The organism is Blastococcus aurantiacus, from assembly GCF_900102425.1.
GTDB lineage: Bacteria > Actinomycetota > Actinomycetes > Mycobacteriales > Geodermatophilaceae > Blastococcus > Blastococcus aurantiacus.
The window spans coordinates 143,486-158,986 of sequence record NZ_FNBT01000005.1 but is presented as its reverse complement, the minus strand read 5'-3'; the positions used below and the strand labels follow the sequence as shown (position 1 = coordinate 158,986).

The window sequence follows — 15,501 nt, the reverse complement described above, 5'->3', positions numbered from 1 at the left end:
GCCCCGCTGCAGGGTCCCGCCGCGAGCCTGCGAGCGGTGGGGGGGCAGGGGGGTCCTTCTACTAGTCCAGGACGACGTCGTCGCCGCTCCGTGAGGCGCGGCGCACGCGCAGCCGGGCCACCGCGCCGAGCAACCGCACCAGCTGGGTGTAGCCCGGCGTCGGCCCGTGGTAGCCGAGGAAGCCGCGCGGCCCCTCGACCATCTCGCCGGTGCGGACGTCGTAGCGGCTCTGGTGCCACGGGCAGACGAGGCAGCCGTCGGCATCCACGGCGCCCTCGGAGAGGTCGGCGAGCTGGTGCCGGCAGCGGCGGGAGACGGCGAAGTACCGGTCCCCGCCGTCAGGACCGGCGCCGCGGTTGCCCACGGCCCAGTCGCCGACCCGGCGCACCGCCCCCGGTGGGAGGTCGGTGGCGGGGATCCGGTCGTCGTCGGGCACGGGCACTCCTCGGCGTGGTGGGGACCTGCCGGGCGCCCCTACCCAGCTCTCGGCCGCCGGACCCACCGCGTCGCCGGTACGGTCGATCGGTGATCCGTGTCGAGGTGGCCCTGCGCCGGCTGTTCGTGGTCCTGGGCGCGTCCGCCCTGCTCGCCCTGGGTGCGGCACCGGCGCTCGCCGACGAACCCTTCCGGCTCGGCGAGCAGATCGACGACCGGGCCGATGCGCTCACCGCCGGTGAGCAGAACGACCTCGCAGAGGCCATCGGCGAACTGCGGACCGAGGACGGGATCCAGCTCTTCGTCGTCCTCGTCGACTCCTTCGAGCCGGGCACCGCGGACGAGTGGACGCAGGACACCTACTCCCTGTCCGGACTGGGCGGGAACGACGCCCTGCTGGCGGTCGCCGAGGAGGAGCGGGAGTACGGCTTCTTCGTGCCCGACGGCGCCGACGTCACCCGCGACGAGATGAACACGCTGGCCGGGCAGGTCGTCGAGCCGGAGTTCGCCGACGGCAACTGGGGGGCCGGTGCGGTGGCGTTCGCGGACGCCATGCGCACGGGCGAGGCGCCGGGTGGCTCCGGAGGCGGCGGCGCGTTGCTGGTCCTCGGGGCGATCGCCGTCGTCGGTGGCGGCGCCTACCTGGTCAGCCGCAACCGGCGGCGGAAGCGCGACGCCCTGCCCCCGCCGGTGCAGCGGCTGGAGAAAGCCGATCCGTACGCCGGCGAGACCACCGAGCAGCTGCAGTTCCGGGCCAGCTCCGCGCTGCTCGAGCTCGACGAGGCGGTGAAGACCTCGCAGCTGGACCTGGACTACGCCCGCTCCCAGTACGGCGAGGAGGCGGTGACCGGCTTCGACAGGGCGCTGGCGGCCTCGCGGGACGAGCTCTCCCGCGCGTTCACGCTGCGCCAGCAGCTCGACGACGACATCCCGGAGGACGAGCCGACCACCCGGCAGATGCTCGGCGAGATGCTGAAGCTGACGCAGGCAGCCGGAGCACGGCTGGACGAGCAGGCCGGGGCGTTCGCGAAGCTGCGCGACCTGGAGAACACCGCGCCGCAGGTCCTCGACGCCCTCGCCCCGCGGATCGCCGGGCTGCAGGCGCGCATCCCGCAGGAGGAGCAGCGGCTGGCACAGCTCCAGCAGCGCTTCGCGGCCACCGCGGTCGCCCCGGTCGCGGCCAACGTCACCGAGGCGCGCGCCCGGCTGGCCGCCGCCGAGCGGGAGGTGCAGGAGGCCCGCGCGGCCCTCGCCTCGGCCGAGCCCGGGACTGCCGTCGGCGACATCCGCGCGGCCGAGGACGCGGTCGCGCAGACCGCCACGCTGCTCGACGCCGTCGGCCGGCTCGGTGCGGACCTCGATGCCGCCGGCGGACGGGTCGCGGCGGTGCGGGCCGAGACGGAGAAGGACCTCGCCGAGGCCCGCTCCCTCGCCGCGTCGGGGAACAGCGGCGGCCTGCGCCCGCAGATCGCCCGCGCCGAGGCCGCGCTGTCCGCGGCCGACGAGCTGACGGCAGTGGGACGCCCCGACCCGCTGGCGGCCCTGCGGCAGCTGGAGGAGGCCGACATCGCGCTCGAGCAGGCGCTGTCGGTCGCCCGCGACGCGGAGACGCAGCGCCGCCGGGCCGCCGGGGCGCTGGAGTCGGCCGTGCTGACCGCGCGCTCGGAGATCGACGCGGCCGCCGACTTCATCGCCACCCGGCGCGGGGCGATCGGTCCCGAGGCGCGCACCCGGCTCGCCGAGGCGCAGCGGCACCTCGACGCCGCCGTCGACCGGGGACGCGACGAGCCCGTGGCCGCGCTGCAGGAGGCGCACCAGGCGACGTCGCTCGCGCGCTCGGCCCTGGAGCGGGCCCAGGACGACCTGCAGGGCTGGGGTGGCGGCCCCGGCGGCTTCGGCGGGGGTCTCGGTGGCGGCTACGGCCCCGGGTACCGCCGCGGCGGCGTCGACCTGGGCAGCCTCGTGCTGGGCGGGATCCTGGCCGGCGGGGGCCGGGGTGGGTTCGGCGGCGGCGGGTTTGGCGGCGGGGGATTCGGCGGCGGTGGCGGCCGAGGCGGCGGAGGTGGCGGCGGCTTCGGTGGCGGCCGCTTCTGAGCCCGCGTGCCGGGAGTCCTGGGAAGTGTCGGACCCCGGTGGCAGCGTGACCCTCCTCACAATCGGAGGAGGAGCAAGATGCCCACACGAGACACCGCCTGGCCGGCCGGCACCCCCTGCTGGATCGACTACGGCGCGGGGGACATGGACGGCGCGAAGGCCTTCTACGGCGACCTGCTGGGCTGGACCTGGACGGGCGGCGACGAGGAGTACGGCGGCTACGCGAACGCGGAGAAGGACGGCTCCCAGGTCGCCGGTCTCGGCCCGCTGATGGCCGAGGGCGACTCGCCGGCCTGGACGACGTACTTCGCCACCGACGACGCCACGGCGACGGCGGGCCGGATCCGCGACGCCGGCGGCACGGTCGTCGTGGAGCCGATGGAGATCGGGCCGCTGGGCACGATGGTCATCGCACTGGATCCGCAGGGGCACGGCTTCGGGCTCTGGCAGGCCGGTGAGCACACCGGCGTCCAGCGCTACAACGAGCCGGGCACCCTGGTCTGGAACGAGAGCGCCGTCGACGACCCGGCGAGCGCCCAGCGGTTCTACACCGCGGTGTTCGGGTTCGAGTGGGACGCGATGGAGGGCATGGAGTACGCGACCTTCCGCACCGGCGACCGCCCGCTGGGTGGTCTGGGCCAAGTGCAGCCGGGCCTGCCGCGAGGGTGGACGGTGTGCTTCGCCGTCGCCTCGACCGACGGCGCGGTCGCCGCCGTCGAGGGTGCCGGCGGGAAGGTGCTGCACCCTGCCGAGGACACCGAGTTCGGCCGGTTCGCCGTCCTCGAGGACCCGTGGGGTGCGGCGTTCTCGGTCATGGAGGTGTCCGGCGACTGAGCCGTGACGTGCCGGGTCCCCCGGCGGCGGGTGGCCGCCGGGGGACCGGGAACCGCATGTGCGGAGCTCAGGCTCGGGGAGCCGGCGGGGTCGCCTGTCCGGTCTCGCCCTTGACCGCGCCGTGCGGCACCGGCTCGCGGCGTCCGTAGGCGGCCGGGATGGACCCGAGCCGCCCCTTCTGCCAGTCCTCGAAGGCGTCGGCGACCTCCTGGCGCGTGTTCATGACGAACGGGCCGTACATCGCGATGGGCTCGCGGATGGGTGCGCCGCCGAGGACGACGACGTCGAGCGCCGGCGTGCGCGACTCCTGGTGCTCCGCGCCGCGGATCGTCACGGTGTCCCCGGGGCCCAGCACCGCGAGCTGCCCGGTGCGCACCGGTGCGCCGTCGATGCCGACCGAACCGGCGCCGGAGAGCACGTAGATCAGGGCGTTGAAGTCCGGCCGCCACGGCAGGTCGAGCGTCGCGCCCGGCGCCACGGTGGCGTGCACCATCGCCATCGGGGTGTAGGTCGACCCGGGGCCGGTGGCACCGGCGACGTCGCCGGCGATGACGCGCAGCAGCGCACCGGCGTCGGCGCTGGCCAGCAGCACCGACTCCTGCGCCCGCAGGTCCTGGTACCGCGGCTCCACCCACTTCTGCGCCATGGGCAGGTTGACCCACAGCTGCAGGCCGTGGAAGAGCCCGCCGCTGAGGACCAGCGCCTCCGGCGGCTTCTCGATGTGCAGGACGCCGCCGCCGGCGGTCATCCACTGGGTGTCGCCGTTGCTGATGGTGCCGCCACCGCCGTGCGAGTCGGCGTGCTCGAAGGTGCCGTCGATGATGTAGGTGACGGTCTCGAAGCCGCGGTGCGGGTGCCACGACGTGCCCTTGGGCTCGCCGGGCGCGTACTCCACCTCGCCCATCTGGTCCATGTGGATGAACGGGTCCAGGTCGCGGAGGTCGACGCCGGCGAAGGCGCGGCGGACCGGGAAGCCCTCGCCCTCGAAGCCCGACGGGGCCGTGGTGACCGATCGGGTCCGGCGGCGCACCGTGCCCGGCGCCGGGAGCGGGACGCGGGCCAGGGTGGTGGTGTCCTCGACGGTGACGGCAGGCATGCCGGCCTCCTCGGTTGAGAGTTCAACTAGTGAGACCGCCAACCTGCGCCGGCCCCGTTCTCTTCCCTGCGGTCGGCGGGCGCGCACCCCGCGGTCAGGAGGCCTGCGCCTCGCGCTCGTCCAGCACGGCATCCGGCTCGTGGCGGAGGGCGGCGCGGGCGACCTCGGTGTCGTCGAAGTGGACGGCGTCGCGCGGATCGGCGGTGTCCTGCAGCCGGGTCTCGTGTCCCCGGCCCACGACCAGCACGACGTCGCCGGGCCGGGCGGCGGAGACCGCGGAGGTGATCGCCTCGTAGCGGTCGAGCACGGTCCGGACCGTCGCCTCGGCGCCCAGCAGCCCCGTCCGCAGCTCGGCCACGATCGCCGCCGGGTCCTCGCCGTGGCTGCCCTCGTTGGTCAGCCACACCTCGTCGGCCGCGCGCGCCGCCGTCCCGAGGCCCTGGCGCTTGTAGCGGTCCCGCCGGCCCCGGGCTCCCAGGACGAGGTGCACCCGCCCGCCGGGGTCGGCCAGACCGCGCGCGGTCTCCAGCGCGAGCTCGAGTGCCCCGGGCGTGTGCGCGTAGTCCACGACCACCAGCGGAGCACCAGGGGTCCGCAGCACGGTGTTCCGCCCCGGCGGGGGAACGACCGCGGCCAGGCCCGCGACGACGTCGGGGGCGGGCACGCCGAGCAGGCGCCCGGCGGCCCAGGCGGCGGCGATGTTGGTGACGTGCATCCGGCCCACGAGGGAGGTGGCCAGCAGGTGCACCCCGTCGCCGTCGGCGAGCAGCACGCGGGTGCCGGACGCGTCGCTGAGCGAGTCGAGCACCCGCACGTCCGCGCCCGGGGCGGTCCCGACCCGGACGACCGGGATGCGGGCCTGGTCGGCCAGCCGCCGCCCCCACGGCTCGTCGACCACGACGACGCCGGCTGTCGCCCGATCGGGCTCGAACAGCCGCGCCTTGCTGGCCCAGTAGTGCTCCAGCGTGCCGTGGTGGTCGAGGTGGTCCTCCTCGAAGCCGGTGAACACCGCCACCTCGAACGCCAGCCCGTCGAGCCGGCCCATGTCCAGGGCGATGGACGACGCCTCGACGACCGCGCTCCGGGCGCCCTCCTCGAGCATCCAGCGCAGCGTCGCCTGCAGCTCGGGGGCCTCGGGGGTGGTGAGCGCGGTGTCGCGGAGCTGGTCGCCGAACCTCGCGCCGACGGTCGTGACCACCCCGGTCGGCCACCCGCCCGCGTCGAGGACTCCACGGATCAGCGTGCTGGTCGTCGTCTTCCCGTTGCTGCCGGTGACCGCGACGATCCGGAGCTCCGCCGACGGGTCGCCGGCCAGCAGCGCACCGACCGGCCCGAGCGCGGCGCGGACCGACGGCACCACCAGCTGCGGCAGCGGCACCGGGACGGGGTGCTCGACCAGCAGGGCGGCGGCACCCGCGGCCGCGGCGGCCGCGGCGAAGCGGTGGCCGTCGCTGCTGGCGCCCGGGACGCAGGCGAACAGGCAGCCGGGCACCACGGCTCGCGAGTCGCTCACGAGGCCGCGGACGAGCAGCGCGTCCTCCCCGGTCCGCACGAGCGGTCCGGCAGCGGCAGTGCGGGCCCGCGCCTCGACCGCGGACCACGCGACGTCGGGCGCAGGCACGCTCCGACGGTAGGTTGCGTCCCACCGATCCGCAGGCCGAGAGGCCCGCAGCGCGCTCCGACGTCCCCGACCGGGTTTCACCGGCAGCCGCAGCGGACACGGCTGGACGGTGCCGGACCTCCTCCCACCCCGGCTCGGCTGCCCCAAGCGCATGGTCTTCGGCCCGTGCGGCGGGGTGCGGACCGACGGCCGCTGCGAGGCCGCCGAGCACCGCTGCGTCTTCCTCGACGGCCCACTGCCGGCCTGGCCGGACCCGCCCGTCGAGCCGGCCGCGACCAGTGCGCTCCTCGCCGCTGCCGCCCGCGGCCCCGTCGTCCTCACCGACCTGTCGACCGCGCCCTACGACGCCGACTCCGTGCGTCGTGTCGTCGAGGTGCTGGCGCCGGTCTCCGACGCCCTGCTGGCCGGCGAGCACGCCAACCGCCCCGACGTCCCGCCCACGATGATGGCCGCGCGGGTGCACGCCGCGGGCGGTCGGCTCTGGACGACGCTGGCCTGCCGCGACCGCAACCGCGTGGTGCTCGAGCAGGAGCTGTCCGGGCTCGCTGCCCTCGGCGTCGACGGCGTCCTGTGCGTCACCGGCGACGCGCGCGGCCCCGGCGTCCGGCCCGGGTCCAGCCAGGTCTTCGACCTCGACGGCCCGCGGCTGGCCGCGCTCGCCGCCGGGGCGGGCCTGGCCGTCGCCGTGCCGGAGTCGCCCGAGGCGCCGCCGGTCGCCGCGCGTCCCGCCCGGGTCGCGGTGAAGCAGCGGGCCGGGGCGCAGCTGTGCGTGCTCAACCACGTGCGCACGCCGGCGCGGGCGGCCGCCTTCGTCGCCGCGGCACGGGCGGCCGGGGCGACGCTGCCGTTCGTCGCGGGCGTCGCCGTCTACACCGACGAGCGCTCGGCCCGCGTGCTGCAGCGCTTCCCCGGGCTGCAGCTGGACGACGACCGGGTCGAGCGGGTGCTGGCCTCGCCCGACCCGCGTGCGGCCGGCATCGCGGCCGCCGTCGAGGAGGCGCAGGCTCTGCTGGCCGTCGACGGCGTCGTCGGCGTCAACCTGTCCGGGATGGGCTCGGGCCGGGGTGAGGACGACGGTGCGCGCGTGAAGGCAGCGGTCGCGACGGAACTGAGGGGCAGGGCGTGACCGAGCTCGAGAGCGAGGCCATGGAGGCGGAGTTCGACACCGTCGCCGGCTGGACCGAGGAGGCCGTGCGGGCGCTCGGGGCGGAGACCGCGATCCCGGCCGGCTGCCGGGGGAGCGGCAGCGAGGGCGCGCTGCGCTGGCTGGCCGACCGGCTGGCGCTCCGCCCGGACGGCCGGGTGCTCGACTCCGGTGCGGGCGTGGGTGGGCCGGCCGCCTGGCTGGCCACGGAGCGGGGCGTGCGGCCGGTCTGCGCCGAGCCGATGGCCGCCGCGGTGCGGGCCTCTCGGCGGCTGTTCGGCCTGCGCTCGGTCGTGGCCATGGGCCAGCAGCTGCCCTTCGCCGACGCGTCGTTCGACGCCGCGGTGTGCCTGGGCGTCCTCTGCACGACCTCGGACAAGGCGGGTGCGCTGCGCGAGCTGCGCCGGGTGCTCACCGACGGCGCCCGGCTCGGCCTGCTGGTGTTCGTCGCCGACGGCCCGCTCACCTCCGCGGCACCGGAGGGCAACGAGTTCCCGTCGGAGGCGGAGACCCGGGAGCTCCTGGCCGCGGCCGGCTTCGAGGTGCTCGAGGTGACCGAGGCCGACCTCGCCGACAGTCCGGAGGAGTGGACCCGCGCGGCCGACGCCGTCGACGCGGAGGTCGAGCGCCGGCACGGGCAGGATCCGGCGTTCGTCCAGGCGCAGCAGAACTCCGGCCGGGTGGGCCGGCTGCTGTCCGACGGCTCACTGCGGCCCTGGCTCGCCGTCGCCACCGCCGTCGCCACCGGCCGAAACGCGCGGGACACATCCCCGAACTAGGTTCTCGCCCATGGCGGACCTCTTCGACGGCTACCTCCTGGGGCAGCAGTGGGACGAGATGTTCGGCGCCGTCGGGGATCCGCGGCCTCCGTACTCCGGCCTGTTCGCCTCGCTGCAGCCGATCGCCGGCGAGGAGCTCGCCGCCCGGGCCGACCTGCTGAGCCAGACCTACCGGGACGCCGGGGTGACCTTCGCCCACGCCGGTGAGGAGCAGCCCTTCCCGCTGGACATCGTGCCGCGGGTCATCGGGGCCGACGAGTGGGACGTCATCGAGGGCGGCGTCGCCCAGCGGGTGCACGCGCTGGAGGCCTTCCTCGCCGACGTCTACGGCGCCGGCCAGGTGTTCGCCGACCGGGTCGTGCCCCGCAGCGTGGTGACGACGAGCGCCCACTTCCACCGCCAGGCGCACGGGCTGGTCCCGCCCAACGGCGTCCGCGTGCACGTGAGCGGCATCGACCTGGTGCGCGACGAGGCCGGCGACTTCCGCGTGCTGGAGGACAACCTGCGCTCCCCGTCAGGGGTCAGCTACGTCATCACCAACCGCGCGGCGATGAGCCAGGTGCTGCCCGAGCTGTTCGCCGACCACCGCATCCAGCCGGTCGACGACTACCCGACCCGGCTGCTGGCAGCGCTGAAGGCGAGCGCGCCCTCGAACGTCGCCGACCCGACGGTCGTCGTCCTCACCCCCGGTGTCTACAACTCCGCCTACTTCGAGCACGCGCTGCTGGCCCGCCAGATGGGCGTCGAGCTGGTCGAGGGCCGCGACCTGGTCTGCGCCGGCAACCAGGTGAGCATGCGGACGACCGACGGCCAGCGCCGCGTCGACGTCATCTACCGGCGCATCGACGACGAGTTCCTCGACCCGGTGCACTTCCGCCCGGACTCGGTGATCGGCTGCGCCGGGGTGCTCAACGCCGCCCGGGCCGGTCGCGTCACCATCGCCAACGCCGTGGGCAACGGCGTCGCCGACGACAAGCTGCTCTTCACCTGGGTGCCCGACCTCGTCCGGTACTACCTGGGCGAGGAGCCGGTGCTGCAGAACGCCGAGACCTACCGGCTCGACGACCGGGACACCGTCGAGTGGGTGCTGGAGTCCCTCGACCAGCTGGTGCTCAAGCCGGTCGACGGCTCGGGCGGCAAGGGCATCGTCATCGGGCCGCGAGCCGACGAGAAGACGCTGGCGGAGCTGGCCGTCAAGGTCCGCGCCACCCCGCGCGACTGGATCGCGCAGAAGCCGATCGGCCTGTCCACCTGCCCGACGCTGGTGGGCGGCCGGATCGCCCCGCGGCACGTCGACCTGCGGCCGTTCGCGGTCAACGACGGCGACAAGGTGTGGGTGCTGCCCGGCGGTCTCACCCGGGTCGCCCTGCCCGAAGGGGAGCTGGTGGTGAACTCCAGCCAAGGCGGCGGTTCCAAGGACACCTGGGTGCTCAGCCGCCCGCGGCCGGTGGACGGCGACGTCGAGGAGCCGGCGCGGGACCTCACCACCGTCGAGTTCACCCCCGCCGACCTGCCCGAGGAGCCGCCGGTGCCGGACCCCGGCCCGGTCAACGACAACGCCCTGGCCCAGTCCCAGCAACAGCAGCAAGGGGCCACCTTGGCCATGGTGGCCCCGGGGGTGGTCGCGCCGTGCTGAGCCGGATCGCGGAGTCGCTGTTCTGGATCGGCCGCTACGTGGAGCGCGCCGACGACACCGCCCGGATCCTCGACGTCCACACCCAGCGGCTGGTCGAGGACCCGTGGATCGACGAGCGACGGGCGTGCGCGAACCTGCTGGCGCTGATGGGCTCCCCGGTCCCCGAGCCGGAGGCCGACACCGAGCGGGTGCTGGCCTCCCTCGCCTTCGACCGGTCCAGCCCCAGCTCGATCGTGGGCGCCCTGTCGGCCGCCCGCGAGAACGCCCGAGGCGCTCGCGAGGTGCTCAGCGCGGAGATCTGGGAGTCGCTGAACGTCACGCACAACGCCCTGCCGCAGCAGCGCACGATGGCCCGCCGGTACGGGCCGCACTCGCTGTTCCGGTTCGTCCGCGAGCGCTCCGCCATGGTCTTCGGGCTGGCCGACGCCACGATGAGCCGCGACGAGAGCTGGCTGTTCCTCATCCTGGGCCGCTCGCTGGAGCGGGTCGACATGACCTCGCGGATGTTGTCCACCCGCGTGCTGGCCGGCGACGCGGCGCCGTCGTGGACGCTGGTGCTCCGCTCCACCGGCGCCTACGAGCCCTACCTGCGCACCTACCGGGGCGTGGTCGACTCCAGCCGGGCCGCGGAGTTCCTGCTGCTGGACCGGCTGTTCCCGCGCTCGGTGTTCGCCTCGCTCGAGCAGGCCGAGGCGTGCCTGGCCGAGCTGCAGCGCTCGACCGTCCGCGACGCCGCCCGGGTCGGTGTCGCCGGTGAGGCCCACCGCATCGTCGGCCGGGCCCGCACGATGCTGGAGTTCATGAGCACGCCCGATCTGCTGGCGCAGCTGCCGGCCCGGCTGGAGGAGCTGCAGCGCACCTCCTCGGCGGCCAGCGCCGCGGTGACCCACCGGTTCTTCACCGAACAGGCCCCGCAGGTGTGGGTGCCGGAGGAGGCAGGGTGACGCAGTTCCAGACGCAGGCGCCCGTCGCGCGCACCCCCGGCTCCCGCTGGCGGCTGCAGATCGTGCACCGCACCCGCTTCCACTACAACGGACCGGTGCGCTCGTCCTACAACGAGGCGCGGCTCACACCGGAGAACAGCGCCCGGCAGACGACGCTGCGCTCGCGGGTCGAGATCGAGCCCGGCGCCACCGCCTACCCCTACCGCGACTACTGGGGCTCGACGGTGACCGCCTTCGACCTGCACACCCCGCACGCCGAACTCGTGGTCACCGGCACCTCCATCGTCGAGGCGGGCCCGGACCTGGCCGCGCACGACCGGCTGGGGTGGGCGGCCCTGGCCGGCCGGGAGGTGCGCGAGCAGTTCGGCGAGCTGCTCGCCCCGACGGTGCTCACCGCCATCGACGAGGACGTCGTCGCTGCCGCCCGGGAGCTCGTGGGCGACGGCCGGCCGCAGGACGCCGGCCCGCTGGTGTGCCGGTTCGTGCACGACCACATGGAGTACCTGTCGGGCTCGACGAACGTGAAGACCAACGCGATGCAGGCCTGGCGCTCGGGCAAGGGCGTCTGCCAGGACATCACCCACGTCACCGTCGGCATCCTGCGCGCGCTGGGCATGCCGGCCCGCTACGTCTCCGGGTACTTGCACCCGCGGCCCGACGGCGAGGTCGGCGCCGTGGTGACCGGCGAGAGCCACGCCTGGGTGGAGTGGTGGGACGGCGGCTGGAACGGCTTCGACCCGACGAACTCCGTCCCGATCGGCAACCGGCACGTCACCCTCGGCCGCGGCCGGGACTACGGCGACGTCCCCCCGTTCAAGGGGCTGTTCTCCGGCCCCCGCAGCGAGGGGCACACCGTCACCGTCGAGGTCACCCGGCTCGCCTGAGCACGATCCGGCATCCCGCGCCGGGATGGAGTGACTACAGCCCCGCCACCTGCCAGGATGCCGCGGGTGCCCGGCCGGTCCGGTACGGGCGGACGGGGATGAGGGTTCATGCGGCGTCGGTGGTCTGTCCTGGGTGCGGCGGCGTGCGTGCTGGTGGCGGCGGGGTGCACGAGCGGATCCGACGAGCCGGAGGTGCGCGAGGCGGCGGCCGAGGGCGAGGGGTGGACGGTGCTCGTCTACTCCATCGCCGACACCGACCTGGAGCCCTACCTGCTCGCCGACCTGGCGGAGTTCGCCGAGGTCGGCTCGGGGGAGAACCTGCAGGTGGCGGCCATGGTCGACCGCGCCGAGGACTACAGCAGCGATCCGATGCTGGGCATCGACGACTGGGTGGGCGCGAAGTACGTCTCGATCGGGCAGGGCAGCGCCGAGGAGCTGGAGGAGCTCGGCGACGTCGACACCGGCGAGCCGGCGCCGCTGGCCGACTTCATCGCCCAGGGCATCGCCGACCACCCCGCCGAGCACTACGCGCTGGTCATCAGCGACCACGGCGCCTCCTGGCCGGGGCTGGGCGGTGACGAGGGCTCGGGCAACAGCACGCTCACCCTCGAGGAGCTGCGCAGCGGCATCGGCGACGGGCTCGAGCAGGCGGGGCTGGACAAGCTGGACCTGCTCGGCTTCGACGCCTGCCTCATGGCCACCTACGAGACGGCCAGCACGATGGCGCCCCTGGCCGACCGGATGATCGCCAGCCAGGAGCTCGAGCCCGGCCACGGCTGGGACTACCGGGCCTTCCAGGTCGCTGCGGACGACCCGGACGTCGACGTCGACACCCTGGGGACGGCGATCGTCGACGGCTTCGCCGCCCAGGCGGAGGCAGAGGGCACCGGCGCGGACATCACCCTCTCCATGGTCGACCTGAACCGGATGGGGGACGTCGACGCCGCCGTCGCCGACTTCAGCGAGGCCCTCAGCGAGCGGGCCGCGGACGTCGCCCCGGTCGTCGGCCGCGAGCGCGCCGAGGTGCTCTCCTTCGGGCGCGACCCCGACCCGACCGTCGACACCCACATGGCCGACCTCGGACTGCTCGCCTCGGAGATCGGCGCGGACGCCCTCGACGTCTCCGACCAGGCCGACGCGCTGATCCGGGCGATCAACGACGCCGTCCCCTACAAGGTGGCCGGGCCCGCGGCGCTGGGCGCCAGCGGGCTGTCCATCTACTTCCCGCCGACCGAGGACCTGCTCGACGAGGACTACGCCTCGGTGGAGAGCGCACAGGCCTGGGGCGGCTTCCTGTCCAGCTACTTCGGCGCCGGCGAGGAGCTCCCGGAGGACCGGCGGGCGTCCTTCGCCGGTGACGGCGGCGCGCAGGTGGTCTTCGACGAGGACGGCCTGAACTTCTCCGCGACCTTCGACGACGCGGCCGCCGACGCCGTGGTGTCGGCCGCGATCAGCTACGGCGAGCTCGGCGAGGACGGCTCGATCACCTTCTTCGGCGAGGAGCAGGCGGAGGTCGCCGAGGACGGCTCCGGCGACGTGCTGGGGATCTACGACCTCACGGTCATGACGATCAGCGACGGCGAGGACACCTCGTACGCCTACCTCACGCTGACCTACGACGACGAGGCCGAGGTCGCCACGATCGACGTGCCGCTGGCGTACTACGAGCCCGGCGAGCAGGAGGAGTACCGCGACGTCACGCTCAGCATCACCTTCGACCCCGAGTCCGGCGACGTGCTGAACGAGACCTACTACGGCTACACGGAGGCCGGCACCTACGGCGAGCTCACCGCCGACCCGGCCGGGATCATCGTGCCCAAGCTGCTCGTGGTCACCCCCGACGGCACGCAGTCGTGGGAGCCGGCCACCGACGTCGGGCTGTTCGCCGACCTGCCGAACCTGCAGTACGACTTCGAGACGCTGGCGAGCGGCACCCCGCTGTACGCGCAGTTGTCGGTCACCGACTTCGGCGGCAACAGCGACTCGGTGGACGCGGAGGTCGTCGTCCCCTAGGAGGACCGCCCTGCTCCCCACGCCTCGCGGGCTCGTCGCGGGCCCCTGGAGGGCGCCGTTCCATCCCGTCACCAGGGCCGGGGGATACTGGGGACGATGAGCGCACCCCTGAACCTGGTCAACCTCGAGCGGGTGCACAAGGCGCACGGCACGACCGTGATCCTGGACGACGTCTCCCTGGGCGTCGCCGCGGGCGAGCGAATCGGCGTCGTGGGCCGCAACGGTGGCGGCAAGAGCACCCTGCTGTCCCTGCTGACCGGCACCGACGAGCCCGATTCCGGTCGGGTCACCCGCCGCGGCGACCTCGCCATGGGCGTGCTCGACCAGCTGGGCACCCTGCCCGAGGGGACGACGGTGCGCGACGTCGTCCTCCCCACGACCATGTTCGCCAGCGAGCACGAGTGGGCCGCCGATCCCGCCGTCCGCAGCGTGCTCGCCGGGCTGGAGCTCGACCGGATGGGCCTGGACGCGCCGGTCGCCCCGATGTCCGGTGGCGAGCGGCGCCGGGTGGCGCTGGCCGCCCAGCTGATCCGGCCGCTGGACCTGCTGGTGCTCGACGAGCCGACCAACCACCTCGACGTCGAGGGCGTCGCCTGGCTGGCCGAGTACGTCAACCAGCGCGCCGGCGGCCTCGTCGTCGTCACCCACGACCGGTGGTTCCTCGACGAGGTCTGCACCACGACGTGGGAGGTCGCCGACGGGAACGTGCACGCCTACGACGGCGGCTACTCGGCCTACACGCTGGCACGGGCGGAGCGGGCGCGGATCTCCTCGGTCACCGAGGAGCGGCGGCAGAACCTGGTGCGCAAGGAGCTGGCCTGGCTGCGGCGCGGCCCGCCGGCCCGGACCAGCAAGCCGAAGTTCCGCATCGAGGCCGCGCAGGCGCTGATCGCCGACGAGCCTCCGGCGCGCGACGCGATGGCGCTCAAGGGCTTCGCCGCCCGGCGGCTCGGCAAGACCGTCTACGAGCTCGAGCACGTCGACTACGCGGTCCCCACGGACGAGGGCCCGCGCACGCTCTTCCGCGACCTCACCTGGAACGTCGGCCCGGGCGACCGGATCGGCATCGTCGGGGTCAACGGCGCGGGCAAGACCTCGCTGCTCAAGCTGCTGGTGGGGGAGACGAAGCCCGACGCCGGGTCGATCGTGGTCGGGCAGACAGTCGCGCCGGCCTACCTGTCGCAGCACGTCACCGAGCTGCCCCCGAAGGCGCGGGTGCTGGAGGCCGTCCAGGACGTCGCCCGGATCGCGCGGATCGGCAACCAGGAGATCTCCGCCTCGACGCTGGCCGAGCGGTTCGGCTTCGCGGCGAACCGGCAGTGGACGCCGGTCGGCGACCTCTCGGGCGGCGAGCGGCGGCGGCTGCAGCTGCTCCGGCTGCTCATGGCCGAGCCGAACGTCCTGGTGCTCGACGAGCCGACCAACGACCTGGACATCGACACCCTCACGGCGCTGGAGGACCTGCTCGACAGCTTCCCCGGCACGGTGCTGGTGGTCAGCCACGACCGGTACTTCGTGGACCGGGTGTGCGACAAGGTCGTCGCCCTGCTGGGCGACGGCACGCTCGCCGAGCTGCCCGGCGGGGTGGACGAGTACCTGCGCCGGCGGGCGGCCGGCGGTGCACCGCTGACGACGGCAGCCGGCAGCGGGGGTCCCCGCCCGGTCGGCGCGCCCTCGACCGCCGGTCCCGCCGTCTCGGCCGCGGAGGCGCGGGCGGCGAAGAAGGAGGTCGGCCGGCTCGAGCGCCGCATGCTCAAGCTGGACGCCGACGAGAAGAAGCTGCACGAGCAGCTCGCCGCCGCCGCGACCGACTACGCCAAGGCCGCCGAGCTCGATGCGCAGCTCAAGGCGCTGCGCGCGGAGAAGGACGAGGTCGAGGAGGCATGGCTGACGGCCTCGGAGCTCGCCGAGGGCTGAGGCCCCTACCCGGTCGCGACCGGCGGCACGGGGCGGGTGCCCGGTAACCTGATGGGCACCGCCGGTGTCCCCCGACGTCTGTGGTCGTCCCCGAGCCCCTCGAG

At 74.7% G+C, this 15,501-nt stretch carries 12 protein-coding genes; 9 read left to right on the top strand and 3 right to left on the bottom strand.

The annotated features are described in order from the left end of the window. Window positions 1-61: 61 nt before the first annotated feature. Window positions 62-436: a Rieske (2Fe-2S) protein gene (locus BLS70_RS11710; RefSeq protein ID WP_091767748.1), complete on the bottom strand. Its 375-nt coding sequence runs from the start codon at window positions 434-436 to the stop codon at window positions 62-64. Window positions 437-525: 89 nt separating this feature from the next. Between BLS70_RS11710 and BLS70_RS21510 the strand changes: the two genes are divergently transcribed. Continuing rightward, on the top strand, window positions 526-2,529 hold the full coding sequence (locus BLS70_RS21510) for a TPM domain-containing protein (protein WP_304457106.1): 2,004 nt from the start codon (window positions 526-528) through the stop codon (window positions 2,527-2,529). 78 nt (window positions 2,530-2,607) lie between these two features. Beyond that, window positions 2,608-3,363 (top strand): VOC family protein, encoded by a 756-nt coding sequence (locus tag BLS70_RS11700; RefSeq protein WP_091767745.1) that lies wholly within the window; start codon window positions 2,608-2,610, stop codon window positions 3,361-3,363. Window positions 3,364-3,430: 67 nt separating this feature from the next. On the opposite strand, the gene BLS70_RS11695 is transcribed toward BLS70_RS11700, so the two are convergent. Together BLS70_RS11695 and BLS70_RS11690 are read right to left on the bottom strand one after the other, a co-directional pair. Beyond that, entirely contained in the window at window positions 3,431-4,459 is a 1,029-nt protein-coding gene (locus BLS70_RS11695) for a pirin family protein (RefSeq protein WP_091767742.1), read from the bottom strand. Between the two features lie 94 nt (window positions 4,460-4,553). Continuing rightward, window positions 4,554-6,080, bottom strand: coding sequence for a Mur ligase family protein (locus BLS70_RS11690; protein WP_091767740.1), 1,527 nt, complete (start codon window positions 6,078-6,080; stop codon window positions 4,554-4,556). A 109-nt stretch (window positions 6,081-6,189) separates the two neighbouring features. Between BLS70_RS11690 and BLS70_RS11685 the strand changes: the two genes are divergently transcribed. The 7 genes from BLS70_RS11685 (at window position 6,190) to BLS70_RS11655 (ending at window position 15,397) form a co-directional block, all read left to right on the top strand. Beyond that, window positions 6,190-7,206, top strand: coding sequence for a methylenetetrahydrofolate reductase C-terminal domain-containing protein (locus BLS70_RS11685; protein WP_255362416.1), 1,017 nt, complete (start codon window positions 6,190-6,192; stop codon window positions 7,204-7,206). After that, window positions 7,203-8,003, top strand: a complete 801-nt coding sequence (locus tag BLS70_RS11680; RefSeq protein WP_255362415.1) for a class I SAM-dependent methyltransferase — start codon at window positions 7,203-7,205, stop codon at window positions 8,001-8,003. The genes BLS70_RS11685 and BLS70_RS11680 overlap by 4 nt, the downstream gene beginning before the upstream one ends. Before the next feature lie 10 nt (window positions 8,004-8,013). After that, window positions 8,014-9,639 carry a circularly permuted type 2 ATP-grasp protein gene (locus BLS70_RS11675; RefSeq protein WP_091767734.1) on the top strand — a complete coding sequence of 542 codons (1,626 nt, stop codon included), beginning with the start codon at window positions 8,014-8,016 and terminating at the stop codon, window positions 9,637-9,639. After that, entirely contained in the window at window positions 9,633-10,583 is a 951-nt protein-coding gene (locus BLS70_RS11670) for an alpha-E domain-containing protein (RefSeq protein WP_091767731.1), read from the top strand. Before BLS70_RS11675 ends, BLS70_RS11670 begins: the two co-directional genes overlap by 7 nt. Then, window positions 10,580-11,467, top strand: coding sequence for a transglutaminase family protein (locus BLS70_RS11665; RefSeq protein WP_255362414.1), 888 nt, complete (start codon window positions 10,580-10,582; stop codon window positions 11,465-11,467). Before BLS70_RS11670 ends, BLS70_RS11665 begins: the two co-directional genes overlap by 4 nt. 108 nt (window positions 11,468-11,575) lie before the next feature. Then, the gene (locus BLS70_RS11660; protein WP_091767728.1) at window positions 11,576-13,480 is read left to right on the top strand and encodes a clostripain-related cysteine peptidase; all 1,905 of its coding nucleotides are present in this window, start codon (window positions 11,576-11,578) and stop codon (window positions 13,478-13,480) included. Window positions 13,481-13,576: 96 nt separating this feature from the next. Then, complete coding sequence (locus BLS70_RS11655; protein WP_091767725.1) at window positions 13,577-15,397, top strand: ABC-F family ATP-binding cassette domain-containing protein; 1,821 nt, start codon at window positions 13,577-13,579, stop codon at window positions 15,395-15,397. Window positions 15,398-15,501 lie beyond the last annotated feature (104 nt).

Bases quoted from the DNA above. Each gene is read 5' to 3' on its own strand.
- BLS70_RS11700 (WP_091767745.1), top strand. From the start codon at position 2,608: ATGCCCACACGAGACACCGCCTGGCCGGCCGGCACCCCCTGCTGGATC.
- BLS70_RS11695 (WP_091767742.1), bottom strand. From the start codon at position 4,459: ATGCCTGCCGTCACCGTCGAGGACACCACCACCCTGGCCCGCGTCCCG.
- BLS70_RS11675 (WP_091767734.1), top strand. From the start codon at position 8,014: ATGGCGGACCTCTTCGACGGCTACCTCCTGGGGCAGCAGTGGGACGAG.
- BLS70_RS11660 (WP_091767728.1), top strand. From the start codon at position 11,576: ATGCGGCGTCGGTGGTCTGTCCTGGGTGCGGCGGCGTGCGTGCTGGTG.
- BLS70_RS11655 (WP_091767725.1), top strand. From the start codon at position 13,577: ATGAGCGCACCCCTGAACCTGGTCAACCTCGAGCGGGTGCACAAGGCG.